At 45.9% G+C, this 19,793-nt stretch carries 15 protein-coding genes; 10 read left to right on the top strand and 5 right to left on the bottom strand.

What is annotated here, in order from left to right; translation table 11 throughout:
- Window positions 1–8: 8 nt before the first annotated feature.
- On the bottom strand, window positions 9–2,969 hold the full coding sequence (locus ACRBG0_RS08075; protein ID WP_431486396.1) for a SusC/RagA family TonB-linked outer membrane protein: 2,961 nt from the start codon (window positions 2,967–2,969) through the stop codon (window positions 9–11).
- 463 nt (window positions 2,970–3,432) lie between these two features.
- On the opposite strand from ACRBG0_RS08075, the gene ACRBG0_RS08080 reads away from it, so the two are divergent.
- Window positions 3,433–4,674, top strand: a complete 1,242-nt coding sequence (locus ACRBG0_RS08080) for an aspartyl protease family protein (RefSeq protein ID WP_431486397.1) — start codon at window positions 3,433–3,435, stop codon at window positions 4,672–4,674.
- On the opposite strand, the gene ACRBG0_RS08085 is transcribed toward ACRBG0_RS08080, so the two are convergent.
- Window positions 4,671–5,522 (bottom strand): SDR family oxidoreductase, encoded by an 852-nt coding sequence (locus ACRBG0_RS08085; RefSeq protein WP_431486398.1) that lies wholly within the window; start codon window positions 5,520–5,522, stop codon window positions 4,671–4,673. The genes ACRBG0_RS08080 and ACRBG0_RS08085 overlap by 4 nt on opposite strands.
- A gap of 119 nt (window positions 5,523–5,641) precedes the next feature.
- Here ACRBG0_RS08085 and ACRBG0_RS08090 point away from each other — a divergent pair, with 119 nt between their 5' ends.
- The 4 genes from ACRBG0_RS08090 to ACRBG0_RS08105 are packed head-to-tail and all read left to right on the top strand — an operon-like array spanning window position 5,642 to window position 10,060.
- Window positions 5,642–6,880 carry a dipeptidase gene (locus ACRBG0_RS08090; RefSeq protein WP_431486399.1) on the top strand — a complete coding sequence of 413 codons (1,239 nt, stop codon included), beginning with the start codon at window positions 5,642–5,644 and terminating at the stop codon, window positions 6,878–6,880.
- A gap of 39 nt (window positions 6,881–6,919) precedes the next feature.
- Complete coding sequence (locus ACRBG0_RS08095) at window positions 6,920–7,381, top strand: YbjN domain-containing protein (protein ID WP_431486400.1); 462 nt, start codon at window positions 6,920–6,922, stop codon at window positions 7,379–7,381.
- Window positions 7,382–7,425: 44 nt separating this feature from the next.
- Window positions 7,426–8,826 (top strand): ABC transporter permease, encoded by a 1,401-nt coding sequence (locus ACRBG0_RS08100; RefSeq protein WP_431486401.1) that lies wholly within the window; start codon window positions 7,426–7,428, stop codon window positions 8,824–8,826.
- Entirely contained in the window at window positions 8,819–10,060 is a 1,242-nt protein-coding gene (locus ACRBG0_RS08105) for an ABC transporter permease (RefSeq protein ID WP_431486402.1), read from the top strand. Before ACRBG0_RS08100 ends, ACRBG0_RS08105 begins: the two co-directional genes overlap by 8 nt.
- Window positions 10,061–10,245: 185 nt before the next feature.
- On the opposite strand, the gene ACRBG0_RS08110 is transcribed toward ACRBG0_RS08105, so the two are convergent.
- On the bottom strand, window positions 10,246–10,440 hold the full coding sequence (locus ACRBG0_RS08110) for a hypothetical protein (RefSeq protein ID WP_431486403.1): 195 nt from the start codon (window positions 10,438–10,440) through the stop codon (window positions 10,246–10,248).
- 225 nt (window positions 10,441–10,665) lie between these two features.
- Between ACRBG0_RS08110 and ACRBG0_RS08115 the strand changes: the two genes are divergently transcribed.
- The 3 genes from ACRBG0_RS08115 to ACRBG0_RS08125 all read left to right on the top strand — a co-directional run bounded on the left by ACRBG0_RS08115 (window position 10,666) and on the right by ACRBG0_RS08125 (window position 13,006).
- Window positions 10,666–10,938, top strand: a complete 273-nt coding sequence (locus ACRBG0_RS08115; protein ID WP_020535861.1) for an HU family DNA-binding protein — start codon at window positions 10,666–10,668, stop codon at window positions 10,936–10,938.
- Window positions 10,939–11,154: 216 nt separating this feature from the next.
- Window positions 11,155–11,997, top strand: coding sequence for a transketolase (locus ACRBG0_RS08120; RefSeq protein ID WP_431486404.1), 843 nt, complete (start codon window positions 11,155–11,157; stop codon window positions 11,995–11,997).
- 55 nt (window positions 11,998–12,052) lie between these two features.
- Window positions 12,053–13,006 carry a transketolase family protein gene (locus ACRBG0_RS08125; protein WP_431486405.1) on the top strand — a complete coding sequence of 318 codons (954 nt, stop codon included), beginning with the start codon at window positions 12,053–12,055 and terminating at the stop codon, window positions 13,004–13,006.
- A 56-nt stretch (window positions 13,007–13,062) separates the two neighbouring features.
- Here the strand turns inward: ACRBG0_RS08125 and ACRBG0_RS08130 are convergent, their stop codons facing one another.
- Complete coding sequence (locus tag ACRBG0_RS08130) at window positions 13,063–14,841, bottom strand: carboxypeptidase-like regulatory domain-containing protein (RefSeq protein ID WP_431486406.1); 1,779 nt, start codon at window positions 14,839–14,841, stop codon at window positions 13,063–13,065.
- A gap of 178 nt (window positions 14,842–15,019) precedes the next feature.
- Here ACRBG0_RS08130 and ACRBG0_RS08135 point away from each other — a divergent pair, with 178 nt between their 5' ends.
- The gene (locus ACRBG0_RS08135; RefSeq protein WP_431486407.1) at window positions 15,020–17,083 is read left to right on the top strand and encodes a DUF4832 domain-containing protein; all 2,064 of its coding nucleotides are present in this window, start codon (window positions 15,020–15,022) and stop codon (window positions 17,081–17,083) included.
- 124 nt (window positions 17,084–17,207) lie between these two features.
- On the opposite strand, the gene ACRBG0_RS08140 is transcribed toward ACRBG0_RS08135, so the two are convergent.
- Window positions 17,208–18,035 (bottom strand): hypothetical protein, encoded by an 828-nt coding sequence (locus tag ACRBG0_RS08140; protein WP_431486408.1) that lies wholly within the window; start codon window positions 18,033–18,035, stop codon window positions 17,208–17,210.
- 98 nt (window positions 18,036–18,133) lie between these two features.
- Here ACRBG0_RS08140 and ACRBG0_RS08145 point away from each other — a divergent pair.
- On the top strand, window positions 18,134–19,793 hold a 1,660-nt coding region (locus ACRBG0_RS08145), incomplete at its 3' end, for a WD40/YVTN/BNR-like repeat-containing protein (RefSeq protein WP_431486409.1).

Here is a 19,793-nt window from a genome sequence, read left to right on the forward strand (position 1 = left end):
TCTTTGAATTAAAATGTTGCACTCAAGCTTAGCAAGATGGTTCTAGCACTTGGGTAAGGAATATACTCAATTCCGAACGAAGGTACACCATCAGTTACGTTCAAGGTGTTAACCTCTGGGTCAAAACCGGAGTAGTTTGTCAAAACCAATAGGTTTTGTCCTGTCAAACCGATCTTAACATTGCGTACACCATTGCCCAAGTCACCTAAGTTATAGGTAACGGTAGCGTTAGCCAACTTCAAGTAATCACCATCCTCGATATAACGAGAAGAAGATTTAATTGGGTTAGCCTGGCTTTCCTGTGGGTCTTTACCAATCAGGTTAGCATCAATATTACGAGAACCCAGGTTACCTATCGGTAACACAGTGTTAGCAGTATTGTTGTAAATCTGGTGGCCGAAGGCACCGTTGAAGTTCAAACCTACACTCAGGTTTCCAGCAGACAAGGTCGTAGAAAGACCAAGTAAGATATCTGGGTTAGGATCACCAACGTAAGCAAATGCTTCGTCATTAGCGTAGATAGCAACACCATCATCACCCAACTCGATAAACTCACGTGTGTAGAAAGCGTTCAATGGCTGGCCATTTTCCAAACGCTGAACCCGTGAACCAGAGATACCCTGACCGAATAGTGCACCCGTTGTAATTGGCGCTCCTTCGTAGTTCTGTAGCTCATTCTTCAGGAATGCCGCATTAACGGTCAAGTCCCAAGTAAGGTTATCGTTGTTCACCAAGAAGGTGCTCAAACCAAGTTCAACACCAGAGTTTACTACTTCACCGGCGATATTCTTCCACTGAGTGGTGTTATCAGGTGGTGCAGGAGCAACTACAGGAGAGTTGAATAGCAAGTCTTCCGTTGTTTTAACGAAGTAATCAACGCTACCACTTACGCGGTAGTCAAGGATAGCAAAGTCTAAACCAACGTTGATCATCGTAGAAGTTTCCCACTTCAGATCAGGGTTTTCAGCAAAGGCACGCTGTAGACCGCCACCGCTACGGAAGCGATACTGCGCCTGAGAAGCACCTGCAGGGAATTCCTGGTTACCAGTAATACCCCAGCTAGCACGTAGCTTCAAATCATTGAAAGTACCACCGCTAGAGATGAAGTCTTCCTTAGCAAGGTTCCAAGCCAACCCGATAGATGGGAATACACCGTAGCGGTTGTTTGCACCAAATTTAGAAGAACCATCCGCACGTACGGTAGCTGTAACCAAGTACTTGTCGTAGAAGCTCAAGTTAGCACGACCAAAGTAAGACTGTAACTCGTTTACCGGGTCGGTGAATGATCCGATATTCCGAGAGCCAGGGGAAGCACTCTGGATGATATTGGTATAGTCGATACCATCCTCAAGGAAATCCTGCCCCAAAAGGCCAGTTTCTGCATTCTCATACTTCAGGTATTCGTAACCACCCAGTAGGTTCAAGCTGATATCTGAACTAAGATCGTAATCCCAGTTCAAAGTGTGCGTGAACTGCTGGCCCGTAAGGGTACGGTTGTTGATCGCAGCGATACCACGACCTTCAACACTTTGAACATTGATCCAGCTCTTAATCTGTGCACGACGCTCACCAACACCAGAGTTTACAGAATACTGAAACTTATAAGTAAGATTGTCAGTGATCTTGTAAGAAGGAGCAATAGAGATAATAGTGGTATTAACTACCGCTTCATCAATATAAGCATCATTATTAGCAGCAGGGTTGATTGTGGTAGATCCTAGCTCAATATCATAGCTGCCATCAGGGTTAACCAACGGACGAGTTGGGTTCCACTGTAGCGCCTGAGCAACCAAGTTACCGGTAAAACCAGCATTGGTCGTAATAGGAGTAATCTCGTAGTTGTTACGAGCAAAGATCAAGTTGAAATCAAGATCAAGGCGTTCGTTATTCAAGAGGTTGTACTTACCAGAAATATTGGCAGTATAACGCTCCAGATTACTCTGCTGAATGACACCCTGGATATCCTGGTAACCCAAAGATACCCGGTAGCTTCCTTTCTTATCACCACCACCTACAGAGAGGTTGTAGTTCTGTGTGAAAGCATTGCGCGTGATCGCATCAAATGCATTTTCGCTACCACCAAAATCACCACCGGTCAAACCGTACTGGTCCAAGGCAGAGCGGTAAGCATCAGCATCAAGCGTTTCGTATTCCTTCAATACAGAAGAAGTAGCAACACTAGCAGAGAAACCTAAGGTAGGTTCGCCAGCACGTCCTTTACGAGTGGTAACGATGATTACACCGTTTGCACCACGCGAACCGTAGATAGCTGTTGCAGATGCATCTTTCAATACCTGAATCGACTCAATGTCGCTAGGGTTGATAAATGCCAGTGGGTTAACCCCTTCTGTGCTTGCTCCGTCAATCAGGATACCGCTTGGTAAAGCAGAACGACCATCAAGAGGAATACCATCTACTACGTACAATGGCTCGTTGCCTGCACGAATAGACGCACTACCACGGATACGTACCGTAGTTGCACCACCCGGTGCACCAGAATTGTTTACCACCTGTACACCAGGAATCTTACCCTGGATCAACTGATCAGGAGCAACAACAACACCCTGGTTGAAATCGTCGGCTTTCAACGAAGCTACAGAACCTGTCAAATCTGATTTTTTGACTGTACCGTAACCAATGACTACTACTTCATCCAATAATTCACCAGAAGACATTTCTACGTTAATAGTTGTCTGTCCGTTGAGATCAATGGTCTGAGCAGCAAAGCCGGTGTAGGAGAATTCCAACTGCTTGGCATCAGCAGGAACATTAAGAGAATACGTACCGTCAAAATCTGTAACGGTACCGGTAGCTGTTCCAACAACTAAGACATTGGCACCAATTAATGGTTCGCCACTCTCAGCGTCGGTAATTGTACCTGTGATGGTTTGTGCTACTGCAAAATTGCAAAATGCAACTGCCAGCAGTAACAGCATCCACCGCGATACTTTGTCGACTTTAAGCTTCATACACTACTTTGGTTTAATTAAAAAAAAAACAATTACCATAAAAATAATAGAGCATACTGCTAATTACTTCACTCCAGTGCAATAAGGAGCAGTTCTCTACAAACTCTTTGTTTTCGTTTCTTGGTTGTCGTGGGATTAGAAGTAAACAGGCAGTTACACTGCGGTCCAACGTATCGGGCCCAGGTCTTTGGTGTTGTATTTACACTAACTGCCGTAAAAGTCAGAATAAAGTATGAAATAACCAAGGATACTAAAAAAGATTTTCCTCAACACAAGTCAAACAAAATTATATTACGCTTCTCAGGACCACACAAAGCCTAAACGCAACCAAACTTGGTTACGCTGCCTAATCCTTTTTTATTTACGATAATCTAAAGCTTTCCATTTTTTTTCGGACATTACGTAACAACGGTCACCTAATTAAGGTGAAAGAAATCAACCCAAATATCCAAATCCCTCTGTCATGTATCCAAAATTGTTGTTGTTTCTCTGCCTCTGCTTAGGCGCGTTGAGTGCCAACACCCAAGAAGAGCTGATCTCTATCCCACGAGGTAGCGGGAAGGTAGAGATCCCATTTGAGTACGTTAATAATTTCATTGTTGTAAGCGTTGTTTTCAATAAAATTTTTCCCTTAAAATTCATCTTTGATACAGGTGCAGAGAATACCATTCTCACCAGAAAAGAAATTACGGACCTTCTCAACATCGATTATCAGCGCGAAATCAGCATTTTCGGTTCCGATTTGACTACCGAATTGACCGCCTACGTTGCCCCTGGCATTTCGATGGAATTTGGGGAACACCTTCAAATTTCCAGCCAAGCAGTGTTGGTTATGAAAGAAGATTATTTCCGTTTTGAAGAATATGCCGGCATTGAAGTCCATGGTATTTTAGGGGCCGATATCTTGCGACGTTTTGTCATTCATATTGATTATCGGCGGCAAAAAATCATCTTCCAGGATCCTAGCAAATTTTCGGTTCCAAGAGCTAGAAATTTCCCTAATATTCCTTCTGAATTTAGTCGTCACAAGCCATACTTCAACCTTCCCGCCAGTATTCGAGCCGACCAATCGACGGAGATAAAATTGCTCATGGATACCGGGGCCAGCCTCGCCCTTCTGCTTTACACCCACTCGGATAGCCTCTTGCAGTTACCCCCTGAACTCATCCGCACCACCATCGGGCATGGATTGGGAGGGAGCATTGATGGTTACGTCGGGCGAACATCCAAACTGAGTATAGGCGAATTGGAACTCAATAACATTGTCACCAACTTTCAAGACGTCGCCGAACAATACGTTATTGACAGTACTTTTCTAAATAATCGTAATGGAATAATGGGCAATGTTATCCTACAGCGTTTCAATATTATCATTGATTACGTACGAGAGGAGGTCTATTTAAAGCCTAACAAATATTTCACCGAAGCCTTCAAGTTCGATCGCAGTGGCATGAGTGTCATCGTCACCGGAGAACAGTTGAATAAATATATCGTCCTCAATGTTATTAAAGATAGCCCGGCGGGCGAAGTAGATATCCGTAAAGGAGACGAAATCAGAGTCCTAAATGGTGTTCCTGCCAATCTACGCGGGCTGGAAAATATTCTTCGTTTTTTACGAAAAAAACCCGGCAAAAAAGTACGACTACTCATAAAGAGAGGCAATGAAAGGATTCAGAAAGAAATTAGGCTCCGTGACTTGATTTAAGCCATTTCCTGTGTCATTACATCACTCCATTCCCATAATTCATGGGCAAGTTCGGGGTCACGAGCCAACACCGATGGCTTGCGACAACATTGTCGTTCATCAAAATACCGCCCAGTGACATTGCGTACTTCCGGGCTCATCGCCAGGTAAAGCGGGGTGCGGGCACCACAACGCGTAGAACGCATAAAAGGCTTGTACAGATTCCAGAATAGCGAGATAAACCAGCGGGTCTCTTTGTTTGCAATTCGGGTACGAATAACCCCTGGGTGCAGGCAATTGCTTTCGATTTCCGGGTACCGGCGAGCCAATTCACGTGTAAAGAGTACATTGGCCAGCTTGCTCCGTGCATAAGCCTCAAGACCATTGTAACATTCAGGGCCATCTTCTCCTGTCAGGCTTTCAAAATCCAGCTTGCCGTGAAAATGTGCCACCGAAGCTAGATTCACAATCCTGCCTGCCGGAGCCGCCTTTAACAATGGTAATAACAACTTGGTGAGAAGAAAATGCCCCAGGTGATTAACTGCAAACTGTAATTCAATACCATCATCGGAATACTGAAGTTCGTTGGTAAAAACACCAGCATTGTTGATCAAGACATCTAGTTTACCAAACTGCGTAGTAAAAGTAGTCGCAGCCTCTCTAACTGTTCCTAAATTGGCCAAATCACAGTAGAGCCAATCGATGGCTTCTTTACCCGTACGATACCTAAGGGTAGCTACCGCTGCGGCTAATTTCTCCTTCGAACGGCCAGCAATAATTACGCGGTGTCCCCGTTCAAGCAGAACTTGAGCGGTAGCACGGCCAATGCCATCGTTACCTCCGGTGATCAAAATGGTTTGCTGTTGCATGGAGCAATGAAGTGGTTAGGATCTTCTATTTCTATAACAACAAAACCCCGGAAAATAGTTGTGTTTATTTTACCTTTACTCTTATATAAATGATCCTCGTCGAAAAAAAAATGCTCCGTATGTGTCAAAAAATGCTCCTTACCTTCTGTTTTAGCTTCATTCTAATTGCCTCTTCTACCCTTTTAGGGCAATCAACAGATGCTGCTTTACGCGCCAAAGCTCAGCAATTGGCCGAGCGTTACATTATCACCGATGGGCACGTAGACCTCCCCTACCGACTGCGGATTCAGAATTTCCGGCCAACCAAGGAATATCTGGGCATTCCTATTAGCACTAAAGACGGTGATTTTGATTATGAACGTTCTAAAAAAGGCGGGCTAGATGCCCCTTTTATGTCCATTTATATTCCTGCTTCTTACCAAACCGAAGGTGGAGCCAAAGAACTGGCCGATTCTCTTATCGATATGGTCAGTGCCATCACGGTAGCTCACCCAGATAAGTTTATGCTCGCCAATAACCCGGCAGATGTACGTGTAGCTTTTGAGGCTGGAAAAATTGCCCTGCCCATGGGTATGGAGAACGGTGCCCCCATTGGAGATGACCTCAGTAATGTTGCCTACTTCCGCAAGCGTGGGATCGATTATATCACCCTCACTCATTCAAAGGACAACCTTATCTGTGACAGCAGTTACGATACCACCCGCACCTGGAACGGACTTAGCCCCTTTGGCCGGGAAGTAGTTGCCGAGATGAACCGGGTAGGCATTATGGTAGACATTAGCCATGTAAGCGATAGCACGTTCTGGCAGGTGATGGAGCTTTCTCAGGCACCTTGCATTGCCAGCCACAGCTCTGCACGCAAATTTACGCCTGGCTTCGAGCGCAATATGAACGATGATATGATCAAGGCTTTAGCACGAAAAGGTGGTGTTATCCAAATCAACTTTGGTAGTACTTTCCTCGATGGCAAGGTAGCCGCCCAACGAGATAGTCTTCGTGTATTGTTACAGGGTATTTTAGCTGAAAAAAATCTATCTTTCCGTGACGAAGCTGCGGAGCCCATTATCGAAAAGTTTCAACAAGAGCACCCTGCCCTATTTGCTGACGTAAATACCGTAGCCGATCACATCGACCACGTCGTCGCACTCAGTGGAGTTGACCATGTCGCTTTTGGTAGTGACTTTGATGGTGTTGGCGATAGCCTCCCCACTGGCCTTAAAGATGTAAGTATGTATCCAAACTTAATCATGGAGCTTCTTCGTCGGGGCTATCAGGAGGATGAAATAGCAAAGATTTGTTATAGTAATGTCTTCCGGGTTTGGCGGCAGGTTGCTCTGGTGGCAGAATTTCAGCAATAAGTAAATAAACACATCTCTATAATTAATTCTATTCTAAACATGAGAAAACAATTTTTTCTTTTCAGCACAGTCCTATTAATGGCTAGTCTGTTTAGCACCACATTACAAGCACAGTGGTCTGAAGCTAAACTACAATCTATGTACTCCAACTTCCTGGACGGCAAAGGTTACGAAAACAGTATTGACGGAGACGGCGATGTTCAGTTTATATACAATGATCGTACTTTTTTCATTGAAGTAAACGAAGGTGACACGGAGTTTTTCCGAGTTGTTCTTGCCAATATCTGGCCTATTGAGAGCGTATCTGAAGGCCTTCAAGTTGTACAAGCTTGTGACGAGGTTAACCGGACCATGAAGTGCACCAAAGCCTATACGACCAATGACAATGTCTGGGTTGCTGTTGAGTTATTTGTTGGCGAACCAGACGTATTCAAAGCCGTCTTCGATCGCTGCCTAAACGCTATTGAGCTTGGAGTAACCACGTTCGTTGACGAAATGTAACCCCTCTTTTGATGCTAAGGTACTCCTTGAAAAGAATTGCACTTTTGATCCCTACCCTACTAGTAGTTTCTCTTCTGGTATTTGGGCTCAACCAGTGTACACCAGGTGACCCAATAGATCAAAAGATGCCTCCGCCACTAAATGGTATTCAATCTTACGAAGAATACCTGGAAGCTTATTGGCGACTGGCAAAAGAAGAAGGGCAGGATTTGCCCTTCTTCTATTTTAGTATTCATACGGCAGCATATCCCGATACGCTCCACCGGATACTCCCCCTGGCTGACCAGGCCAATGTTCGCCGCCTCATTGGGCAGTTCCCTCATGACTGGAGCCGTACGCAAGCCTACTACCAACAACTGCGGGATTTGCGCATTCAATTTAACCGTACAGACCTCTCCTTCCACAGTGATGCGCTCATTGAAATTCGTAACCAATTAGAACGCCTTAGTACTCAGCATCAGCCAGCGGAAATTGCTAATAGTTTAAATCTACTGGAAGAACAACTTCTTTTAGACAGCACCCTTTTCGCTTTTGGCGAAAAAGGAGTAACTCAACTAAGCCAACATTTCACCCAGCTAAAAGAAGCTCCATTTTCTCGAAAGAAATACCTGCCGGACTTTCATTGGAACGGCGCACAAAATCAGTATCATCACTGGTTAAGCAAAATCATAAGTGGTAATCTAGGTGTAAGCACCATTACCTCACAAGATGTTTCGGAGAAAATAGGTAATGCTATTAGCTGGACGCTTCGGCTCAACCTCAGTGCTATCCTGATTGCTTATTTGTTAGCCATTCCTCTGGGTGTCTACGCTGCGCTTAAAGCAGGTACCGGCTTTGAACGGCGGCTAAACCTTGCTTTGTTTTTTCTTTATGCCCTTCCTAGTTTTTGGGTAGCTACAATGCTATGCCAATTCCTGACCAATCCTGAGTGGATAAATCTTTTCCCCAGCATGGGCGTAGGCGAGATTGGCCCCGAGGCCAGCTGGCTAGAAGGGTTCGGCATTAGGGTACACCACTTCTTTCTCCCTGTCTTTTGTGTGATTTATGGCACACTGGCCTTTGTCACTCGCCAGGTAAGAGCCTCTATGGTCGCTATTCTACAATCGGATTTTATTCGAACCGCCAAAGCAAAAGGGCTTTCGCAAAGGCAAGTACTATGGAAGCATGCCTTCCCAAATGCGCTATTTCCACTCATCACTATGTTTGGCAGCTTGCTACCTCGCGCTATTGCCGGATCTATTATTATTGAACAAATTTTCAATATTCCTGGTATAGGCTTATTGACCATCAATTCTATTGTTAGCAAAGACTGGCCTGTTGTTTATGCACTCTTACTACTTACTTCTATACTGACCATTGTGGGCATACTGCTCGCTGACCTCCTTTATGCCTGGGCCGATCCTCGTGTTCAGCTCAATCAACAAAAACAGGGAGCTCATGGGTAATACGGCCAATAAAATAAGGCATAAGCTCCTGGAGCGAATCAATCGTCGCCGGTCATGGCGCTGGGCTAAAAGGGGATTCTTGTTTCTAGTATTTATCGCCATATTCGCCAATTTCCTGGCCAACGACAAGCCCTATTTTTGTAAATACGACAACCAGTGGTACGCACCTGTATTCAAAGCAGTAGCTGTTGATTTAGGAATAAGCCAATGGCCAACTGATCAAGCCAACAAACGCTGGAAAGAAGACAAGTACCAATGGGAGATCTGGCCACCTATCCCCTACGCTCCGAATCAAATTGACCTTTATAATAATCGTTACACCAGTCCTTTCAGTACTCAGAAGGTCAAAAGTTGGCGTCATCGCCACTGGCTGGGTACTGATGATCTGGGGCGAGATGTAATGGCAGGGATGATATGGGGTACCCGCATTGCACTGATTATTGGCATTCTATCGATGCTGCTGGCCGGAATTATTGGGATATTCCTTGGGAGCCTCGCCGGTTATTTTGGCAACCACGATCTACGACTTCAACGCTCTCGGGTGTTAGGAGGCTTCTTTGGTGCATTTTTAGGCCTTTACTGGGGGTTCTTGGTGCGCCGCCCATTGCTAGACACCGATCAGGAAATCAGTTATTTTGCTGGCGGTGTTTTTTTTGTAACCGCTGGCAGTATTTTATGTAGCTGGCTGGCTGAAAAAACCTTCAGCAGTAAAAAGCAAGTAACTATACCTATTGATACTATCGTCATGCGAGTGATTGAAACCATCAACTCCATTCCTGGACTTCTGCTCTTGCTATCTATTGTAGCTATCGTCCCTAAGCCCAGTATCTTTTCTATCATTGCTATTCTGGGCTTACTGGGCTGGACAGGTGTTGCCCGCTTTGTTCGGGGTGAGATGCTGCAAATTCGGTCATTAGAATATATACAAGCAGCGAAAGTGCTAGGCGTGTCACCGATGAGGAGTCTTTGGCGACACGCGCTGCCCAATGCACTAGGGCCCGTTTACATAGCACTGGCTTTTGGTATTTCAGGAACTATTCTCATCGAAGCGGGCCTATCTTTCCTTGGCATTGGAATGCCCGCTGACACAGCAAGCTGGGGTAAATTGCTGCGTTTTGCGCGTTCAGCACCAAGTGCTTGGTGGCTAGCTATCTTTCCTGGTATCGCTATTTTCCTTACCGTTACTATTTTCAACCTTTTGGGAGAGGCTATTAGTGAGGGAGGTAATGGTTAGATCGTTGTTGGTTAGATCGTTGATCTAAATGAAATCATTTTAGGGATATTCTGAATTTGGCTAGACTGCTCCGCAGGAATGCTTTCAGCAAAGTCCAGCTTATGCTTTTTCAATCAAACGATTCCATATAACTCCGGGATGTTTTTGGGGTACAAAAACATCAGCGACCAAATTTTCCGCAACCGCTATTTCCCTTTACGCCTCATCTTTTTGGGAAATAATTCACTTTTCCCTTTACGCTTCGAAAGATTACCGTTGCGCTTTGTTTTAACCTTAGTCGTTTCATAGGCAGGGCAGCCCGATTTGCGACTACAACTTTGCAAGCTACTGGTACCAACTACCAGAAAAAAGGCCAACAACAGATATAGGAAACGTTTCATAAAGATATTTTTCAATTTTACTTCGCCAAGGAAGCAGTGTTTGAACGCAATTTAGCGTCGAAAAAGTACAACCAAGGCTCAAAAGTATACGCAAAAGGATTATAAGCCAAGAAAAATCCCCCCTAACTTCCATTTTTTTCAAGAAAATAGGGGCTTAGGGGTTGTGTAATTCAAACGTAAGCTTAAATTTGCCTCCACAATTTTCCTAAACCAAAACTATTATTAATGAATAAGGGAGATTTGATTAGCAAGATCGCTGAATCAGCGAGCATTACCAAAGGACAAGCAGACGACGCTCTGAATGCCGTATTAGACGGAATCACCGAGGCCCTCAAGAATGATGACTCTGTTACTTTGATCGGATTTGGTACTTTCAGCGTAAGCCACCGTGCTGCACGTGCTGGCCGTAACCCACAAACGGGTGAAACTATCCAGATCGCCGCTAAGAACTTAGCTAAGTTCAAAGCTGGTAAGAAATTAACGGACGCCCTGAACTAATTCAGTTGGTTCGTTATATAACTAAAAGGGCAACCCAGGAAACTGGGTTGCCCTTTTGCTTTGGCAAAGCATTAATTACTTCTTTTGGTTTCTAAACTGGCATTATTTTTTTCGGCCAAATCTTTGCCTTAACTTCGTTCCAGCAAAGCATTCCAGATCAATTAGTATTACGCAGAAAAAAAAGTAGTGGTTAATCCGCTGTAACAAATACCTATTATGGCAAATATTGCAGAATTAAAGTCGATCGCCTCACAGGTACGACGTGACATTGTCCGGCAAGTAGCTGACGCCCAATCCGGGCACCCAGGGGGATCCCTTGGCTGCGCCGATCTTTTGGTAGCGCTCTATTTTGAGACCATGAAGCACAACACCAGCTTCAGCATGAGTGGCGATCATGAAGATATGTTTTACCTATCCAATGGTCACATCTCTCCGGTTTGGTACAGCGTACTGGCACGTAGCGGTTACTTCCCGGTAAAAGAGCTAGCTACCTTTCGTCAGTTGAATACTCGCCTACAGGGGCACCCAACAACCCACGAAGGTCTTCCTGGTGTTCGTACGGCTTCTGGTTCTTTAGGCCAGGGCCTTAGTGTAGCCATTGGTGCTGCGCTGGCCAAGAAACTCAACAACGACCCACAGCTCGTATTCTGCTTGATGGGAGATGGTGAGCAAGAAGAAGGACAAGTTTGGGAAGCTGTAATGTTTGCACCACATAATAAAGTAGACAACCTCATTGCCATCGTCGATCGTAACAACCAACAGATCGATGGTAGCCTTGACGAAGTACTCGACATTGGTGATCTAGGCGAGAAGTATGCCGCCTTTGGCTGGGAAGTTCTCCGCATGGATGGAAACGATATGGAAGACGTGGTAGCGACCCTCGCAAAAGCAAAATCGCTCACCGGTAAAGGCAAACCCATCTTTATCGACATGAAAACCGAAATGGGTAAAGGAGTGGATTACATGGAAGGCACCCACAAATGGCACGGTAAAGCACCTGATGCAGAACTGACCGCCAAGGCAATGGCCCAATTGGAAGAAACCTTAGGTGACTACTAATTCAATTCACTCTCAGACATTTCGTGCTGTTTCTTAACCGTAATATCAAACAATCATGCTCGATAATATAAAAAGCACTGGCAAGAAAGCAACCCGCGACGGGTTTGGTGCCGGTATTGATGCCATTTCTGCGGAGAACGACCAGGTGGTTGTCCTGACTGCTGACTTGGCAGGTTCGCTAAAGATTCAAAACTTCATTGATAACTACCCAGAACGTTATTTCCAGATTGGTATCGCCGAGGCGAACATGATGGGAATTGCAGCAGGGCTAGCCAATGGTGGCAAGATTCCTTACACAACTACTTTCGCTAATTTTTCGACAGGTCGTGTTTATGACCAGATTCGCCAGTCGATTGCCTATAGCCACAAAAACGTAAAGATTTGTGCTAGTCACGCTGGCCTTACATTAGGTGAAGATGGTGCTACTCACCAAATTCTGGAAGACTTGGGAATGATGCGGATGCTACCAGGCATGACCGTGATTAATCCCTGTGATTATCACCAGACCAAAGCCGCTGCCATCGCTATTGCACATCACGACGGGCCGGTTTACCTCCGTTTTGGTCGCCCAAGCTGGCCGATGTTTACGGAAGATATGCCTTTCGAAATTGGCAAGGCATTGCACATGGCAGAAGGTACAGATATATCTATCTTCGCTACCGGCCACATGGTTTGGCAAGCCGTTGAAGCTGCTAAAGAACTGGCCAAAGAAGGAATCAGCGTAGACCTGGTCAACATCCATACCATCAAACCTTTGGATGAAGAAGCTATCCTTGCTTCCGTTCAGAAAACGGGCTGTGCTGTCAGTTGTGAAGAACACAACCGCATGGGCGGCCTCGGTGATGCTATTGCGCAAGTTCTGACCAGCAACCACCCCGTTCCACAAGAATTTGTAGCGGTAAACGACTCCTTTGGAGAAAGCGGTACTCCTGCGGAATTACTAGACAAATACGGCCTCAGTGTCGCCGATGTGGTGAAAGCCGCAAAACGCGCACTGGCACGGAAGTAATTGATGAGTGTAGAGACGCGATGCATCGCGTCTCTACACAATAATATCGCCTTCTATCAGGGTTGCCTAACCCTAAACCGGCCATTCAGGGGAGTTTCTTCATTATTGCTACTGAAGTTAGCCAACACCCCACTAAATATCCCTGCCACATAACCTCCAGGGCCTTCATTTTCGGTAATGGTCAGGTTGAAATTTTCACAGGAAAAGCTGCAGCCCATATTAAACAGATCGCCGCTAATCGTAGCAAATCTATACACAACCTCAATACAAGTCAAGGGTTCTTCTGGTGATGGAAACAAGTCTCCTTCCACAAAAAACACCACTTCGGTAGGCGCTCCTCCTTGACCAGCTACGAACAAGGAATCCCCAATAACTAATTGGTCAACGCTATAGTCTGGTCCGACATACGGGGTAAGAAAGACCCTTGTTTCTCCGGCACAATTCACTTCAATAAAATCTTCTTCCGGCGTCGTACACGCTAGTTGTATACTGAAGTCCATATCATGCATGAGCTCTTGCTCCAGCCACGGCGACACAAAACCGGTATTAATATCAGCAAGGCGTAATTCAAATGGTGCGGGGCCGCCGCTATCCGTACACAGGTACAAGCCCGCAGCGTAGTTCCCTTCATTATCGGCAATATAGGTACGGTCATAATCATTCCAACGAACCGTGACAAAAGCATTGGGTAGTGGTTCAAAATTACAATCAAGTGCCTGCCCTGTAAATCGGAAGTAATATTCATTCGTGAGAACAAACGTCCCCAGATCGGTTGTCATCGTATGGCTACTGATGTTTTCGCTGTAGGCTTCTTCACCACAAGCATTCCACACAACCATGCGAAGCTCCTCGCCTTCCGGGGCAAAGCCACTAAATCTACCTATTCCGTCGGTCAGGACGCCACCTTGTAAAAGTCCCGTGTTAACGACCTCCATGCTTACTACGCGCTGTACAATGGGTTCATTATCGGCAGTTAGCAATCGCCCTTTAAGATTTACGGGAGGAAAAGGCGGACAGCAGCACCAGAAGGTAAAGTGACTTACTTCGGCTTCATAATAATCACCTTTCCAGCTCGCGTTGCCATCTTGTATCCATATCCCTTGCTCCTCATCAAGGTACCACATCGGGCGTTCGGAGGTTACGCCGCCTCGCCATTGCTCGGCTACGGGTAAACGTAGTTTTGCGGTCACGTTCTCGGCCAAGGCTAGTTTTTCTCCCGTAGAGGTCAAGAGTTCCAGCATCAAGGTCCCCGTTTGGAGAAGGCTCTGATAATCGCCCTCTTCCGTCAATCCCATGCTACTCCCCGCCAAACTATTCAAGTGGGTCGGATCAGTGGCATCTAGCCAGCGGGCGGCTACCTCTACCCTACCCGTGTATGGCTGTCCCGTAGCATTGACATAACCTGCAGCAGGTAGTTCAATACGAGCAGCTTCTAAGTCGAAGACAATGCCTTCTGAAGCCATAAAACTGGCGGCGATCTCTCTGCGTAACAGGTTTACATTTACAAAATTCTGGGATGCTGCTGAAGGGTAGATCCAGGTAACGTAATTAAAAAAGCCTTCTTTCCGTACCTGAACAGCCGTACCTGCCTGGTTCATTTCTAATGAAGAAAACAGAAAAAAGCCATTGGCATCTGTTGTGGATTCCTCTGTACCCACGATAATTTTAGCGCCAGCCAGTGGTATACCTTCTTCGTTACTAACCTGCCCTCCCAACAAGGCCGTTACAGGATCTACAGAAAGCATCGTTAATCCACCACCAATAGTAGGGAGGTCTTCTTTTTGGCACCCTAACAAAAACAGAAAGCTCAAAAAAAGCAACAGTAAGTTTTTCATAAACGCGCGTTTTGTAAGTGATGAACCACAGCGGCTCAGGCACTTATGTGATAATCGCATGTATTATGAGAATCAGGCAAATTCAAAATATGCTGCATCTACTCCTTACTATTCTGTAAATTTGGCCGTGTATCGTTGTTTTTCTTCTTTTCATCATATCCCCCAAAGACCAACAAGAATGATCGCTACTACCGCTCTCAGGATTTCTTCCAATTTTCTGCTGTTATTCTTTTCCTTAGTGTCTGTTGTGCTCACGGCACAAACCACGATCAATTACACCAATTCATCCGTTGACTTTCCAAATCCGGAACGTGGCTTCTACTATCCTACAAATTCTAATGATGGCCTACTTGACGAAGGAGGCATTGCCGGGTTGCGAAACGACTATTCGCCCTGGCAAGCCAATTATCAGGTCCACAGTACCTTGGTTTACCGGTATTTTATGCTCTCTGGTTTTGAAAACGCTTCTATTTCGGCAGCTTTTCTGAACAACATGCAAACCGACTTTAACACTATTCGTAATGCCGGGGCCAAATTGATAGTGCGATTTTCATATACCAATGATTATACAGAGACACCACCTTATGGTGATGCAAGCAAGGCTAGAGTTCTTGAGCATATTTCCCAATTGGCACCACTCTTGATGAACAATGCAGATGTTATTGCAACAGTGCAACTGGGTTTCATTGGCATCTACGGTGAAGGCTACTACACCGATTATTTTGGCGATGCTTCCGGAGCAGGTACTGGCTACCTGACCGCCCAAGCTTGGGATGACCGAAACGAAGTCATTACCGCACTACTGGCAGCACTACCTGCAAATCGTATGATCCAGGTGCGTTATCCACAGCAAAAACAAAAATTCGTCTACGGCAATGCTGCACCAACAACTAGTGCACCGAGTGGTGGCAGGATTGGTTTCCACAATGATTGTTTCCTAGCAAGCAATGCCGATTTTGGCACCTTTACCAATTACGACGAATGGTCGGCAGCACACGCAACCATGGTTACAGACCTAAGGAATTACAAAGCCCAAGATTCGCAAACGGTGGTCGTAGGTGGAGAAACCTGTGCAGCCAATGTAGATGTCAGTGGTGATGAACAATGTAGTGCTGATGGTGGTCGAGCGGATAGTGATCTCGCGCTTTTTCATTATTCTTTTCTCAACTCCGATTACAACAATGCTGATGTCAATAATCAGTGGACAGGGGTTTGCCTGGATGATATCAAACTCAAACTAGGTTATCGATTTGTACTACAGTCTGGCAGTTTCCCAGCGGAAGCCCAACCTGGCCAGCAGGTAACCCTCGATCTTAGCATCACGAATGAAGGCTATGCTGCCCCTTTTAATCCGCGTGGAGTGGAGTATGTTTTACGTAATACCACTACAAATGATCTATATTATGCGGCTCCTAACAGTAACCCCCAACAATGGCAGCCCGGAACGACAACCAACCTGGATCAGACGTTTTGTTTACCTAATGATATTCCACTAGGGCAATACGAGCTCTTGCTTCACCTGCCTGATCCTGAACCGACGCTTTATGGCAACCCCAATTATTCCATCCGCCTTGCAAATACGCTCCCGAACTCCGACGATGTATGGGAGAGCAGCACTGGGTTTAACCAACTTGGGCATACCATTACTGTAAACAATACCGCAGCAGGATCGGCTTGTGCTGGTACCACTACTTTTAGCAGCAGCTCTCCTCTGCCAGTTACCTGGCTAAACTTCAGTGTTACCTCAACCGACAAGGCGATCAAGCTTTATTGGAAGGTAAGTGCCGAAGAAAATAACAAGGGTTTTCAAATAGAGCGCAGTACCAACGGTCGGGATTTTGCTGATATTGGTTGGGTGGATAGTGAGCAATCAGGTGATGGAAATTATCAATACACCGATCAAGGGCCGTTTAATAATCAAAAATACTTCTATCGCCTCAAGCAAATGGACTGGGATGGGCGCTATAGTTATTCCGTCATTAGAGAAGCGAATTTGCCAACTGCAGGGCCTCCTTTAGCGGTATTCCCTAATCCCAGCGACGGTACTTTTGAAGTAAAAAGTGCTCATTTACGCCAGACAATCGTCGAAATATTTAACAGTAACGGCCAGTGTGTTTGGCAACAGCGTCACGATTTTCAGCAACAATCACTGTTCCTAAACCTTAGCCTTGCTCCTGGCGTATATTTCCTCCGTTGCAGTGATGCGAAACAGCAAAAAATGGTGAGGCTTGTTATTAGATAGGGTGAGGATTCACGCTTTCCGAGTAAACAGGTTTGTAACTGAGCTACATAGCCTAATCGTAGATCATATTGGTACGATAAGTGCCACAAAACTAAGTTTCCCTACACTTATCCCCTTACATTCTTCACCTCCTCGCTTCCTCTTGTGGTGCGCGGCTACCTACTGCCGTCCAGGGGCCATCACGGAAGGGGTCAAGCGGGAGGTAACCTTCATAAAATGCCTCTATCTCTTCCTGGTATTCTTCTTCATCAAAGGCGACTCTTTCAAAGGCGTTCACATAAGGGTAAAAGTGGCGCAGTGCTTGTTGCATCCGCAAGATATCGAGTGTGAAGGTGAGGAGCTCTTCTTCAAAATCTGCGGGCTCTTGAAGCATAACGGATATCGCGGCCAAACAGCGTGCCATGGCTAGTAGTGCAATCTTGGCACTACCATTTCCGTCGCTAGTTATGCCTTCGGCGCTATTGTCGGGCGGCATGTCAGGCCAGGGCTCTTCCAGGGAATTGACTGCTCGGTGGGTCTTTGACGAAAGAAGGGCACCATACCATTGTAATATTTCCTGAGCATCATGCCAGCTGATGGGTTTTTCCTGATTGCGATATTCGCCAAACCAGCGCAAGAGCGCAATGGTAAATTGTCGGGAAAGCTGATCCAGCTCTCGCAGGGATGTTTCCGAACTAGCAACGACCTCTTGGTCTACGTCACATTTAATATCTTCCCAATCGTAATCTGCTCGTTCGCACGATTTTTTCAGTGCATTTAGTACGTCGGTGAAAAGTAGAGGTACTTGCCGGAATACGCGTTGAACCTTCTTTCTATGGTGATCTTCATCCAGTTCATCCAGGAGCTGGTAATTGCCGCAACGATCCGTAAAAGGACAGCGTTCGCACCAGCGAAAACAATAATTATAAATGCCGCTGATATTACTTTCGGAAGGCTCCGGAGGAAAAGACATAGAAAGCAAATTGGTACATAATAGAGAATAAAGGTACTGGTAAATTTTGATTTCTTCTTATCTTCCGATCCCATCTGTTCACCATATACCAAATTCGCATGCGATTATTATCGACCTTCTTATTCACGATAGTCATTTCTTTTTTTGAGATAGCTTTTGTTTACGCACAACCATCGCTGGACGTACTGCAATACCGCGCAGTCGGCCCTACTCGTGGTGGCAGAGTAACGGCGGTAGCAGGCACAGCTATGGAGCCGGGCACCTTCTATCTCGGAGCCACAGGAGGGGGGATTTGGAAAACAACCGATTACGGTACTTCCTGGCATAATGTCAGTGATGGCTTCCTGCCCACACCTTCTATAGGTGCTATTTCCGTTGCGCAAAAAGATCCTAATATTGTCTATACCGGTACTGGTTCTGATGGTTTGCGTAGCAATGTGATCGTAGGCAAAGGCGTTTACAAATCTATTGATGCTGGCAATTCCTGGTCGCCCGTCGGACTAGAAAGGGTTGGCCAAATTGGTGCCCTCATCCTTCACCCAGAAGATCATAATACAGTTTTCGTAGCAGGCATTGGGCAGCCTTTTCAGGCAAACAGCGAACGTGGTATATTCCGTACCCGTAATGGTGGACGTAGTTGGGAGAAGGTACTTTACCTTTCTGATGAAATAGGTTTTTCCGATGTGGAAATGCTGCCAGGAAATCCGAATATCCTCTTTGCCACCGCCTGGAAAGCCGTCCGTAAGCCTTGGACAATCATCAGCGGTGGAACAGCAGAGGAAGGTGGTATCTATAAATCGGTCGATGGTGGAGATACTTGGGATAAAATCACCAAAGGTTTACCCGGTAACCTAATTGGTAAAATTGATGTAGCTGTCTGTCCGGCCGATTCTCGTGTCGTTTATGCATTGGTAGAGGCACCAAATAAAGAAGGAGGACTGTATAAATCGGTTGATCAGGGGGCTTCCTTTACGCAAGTATCGGATTTTGGTGGCCTTCGGTCGCGTCCTTTTTATTATACCAATATTCGGGTCAATCCTCAAGATTGTGAGGTAGTTTACTCCTTGGCTACGGGGTATTACCGTTCAGATAATAGCGGAAAAGATTGGCAACGCATGAATCCTCCGCACGGAGATAGCCACGATATGTGGATCAACCCAGACAACCCTCAGCTGTTTATTCAGGCCAATGACGGTGGTGCAAACGTCACCCATAATGGTGGACAAACCTGGTCGACGCAGTTTAATCAGCCCACTGCCGAGATTTACCAAGTCGAAGTAGATGATCAGTTCCCTTACTGGCTGTATGGTGGGCAACAGGACAATTACACGACCATTGCAGTGCCTAGCCTTCCACCAGATTCGCGGCAAGCGGCTGGTATGGGCTGGGTCATTAATACAGGTGGTTGCGAAACGGGCCCTGCGGTACCAAAACCCGGCAATCACAACATCGTTTACAGTAATTGTAAAGGCCGCTTCGGTGTATTCGACAAGCGTACCGGCGTAGAGCGTTCCTACTATGTGGGAGCTTCCAATATGTATGGACACAACCCCAAAGACCTGGAGTTTCGCTTCCAGCGCGTGTCGCCTATTCATGTTTCTCCTCACAACCCCGACGTGGTTTATCACACTTCGCAGTACGTACACCGCACCAAGAATGATGGGCAAACCTGGGAGATTATTTCTCCTGATTTGACGGCTTTTGAGGCCGATAAGCAAGTGATTTCAGGCAGCCCGATTACAAGAGACATCACAGGAG

The organism is Lewinella sp. (assembly GCF_050633125.1).
Classification (GTDB): Bacteria; Bacteroidota; Bacteroidia; order Chitinophagales; family Saprospiraceae; genus Lewinella.

Coding starts and splice junctions, on each gene's coding strand:
- ACRBG0_RS08075 (WP_431486396.1), bottom strand. CDS start 2,969: ATGAAGCTTAAAGTCGACAAAGTATCGCGGTGGATGCTGTTACTGCTG.
- ACRBG0_RS08080 (WP_431486397.1), top strand. CDS start 3,433: ATGTATCCAAAATTGTTGTTGTTTCTCTGCCTCTGCTTAGGCGCGTTG.
- ACRBG0_RS08085 (WP_431486398.1), bottom strand. CDS start 5,522: ATGCAACAGCAAACCATTTTGATCACCGGAGGTAACGATGGCATTGGC.
- ACRBG0_RS08090 (WP_431486399.1), top strand. CDS start 5,642: ATGTGTCAAAAAATGCTCCTTACCTTCTGTTTTAGCTTCATTCTAATT.
- ACRBG0_RS08095 (WP_431486400.1), top strand. CDS start 6,920: ATGAGAAAACAATTTTTTCTTTTCAGCACAGTCCTATTAATGGCTAGT.
- ACRBG0_RS08105 (WP_431486402.1), top strand. CDS start 8,819: ATGGGTAATACGGCCAATAAAATAAGGCATAAGCTCCTGGAGCGAATC.
- ACRBG0_RS08110 (WP_431486403.1), bottom strand. CDS start 10,440: ATGAAACGTTTCCTATATCTGTTGTTGGCCTTTTTTCTGGTAGTTGGT.
- ACRBG0_RS08115 (WP_020535861.1), top strand. CDS start 10,666: ATGAATAAGGGAGATTTGATTAGCAAGATCGCTGAATCAGCGAGCATT.
- ACRBG0_RS08120 (WP_431486404.1), top strand. CDS start 11,155: ATGGCAAATATTGCAGAATTAAAGTCGATCGCCTCACAGGTACGACGT.
- ACRBG0_RS08125 (WP_431486405.1), top strand. CDS start 12,053: ATGCTCGATAATATAAAAAGCACTGGCAAGAAAGCAACCCGCGACGGG.
- ACRBG0_RS08130 (WP_431486406.1), bottom strand. CDS start 14,841: ATGAAAAACTTACTGTTGCTTTTTTTGAGCTTTCTGTTTTTGTTAGGG.
- ACRBG0_RS08135 (WP_431486407.1), top strand. CDS start 15,020: ATGATCGCTACTACCGCTCTCAGGATTTCTTCCAATTTTCTGCTGTTA.
- ACRBG0_RS08140 (WP_431486408.1), bottom strand. CDS start 18,035: ATGTCTTTTCCTCCGGAGCCTTCCGAAAGTAATATCAGCGGCATTTAT.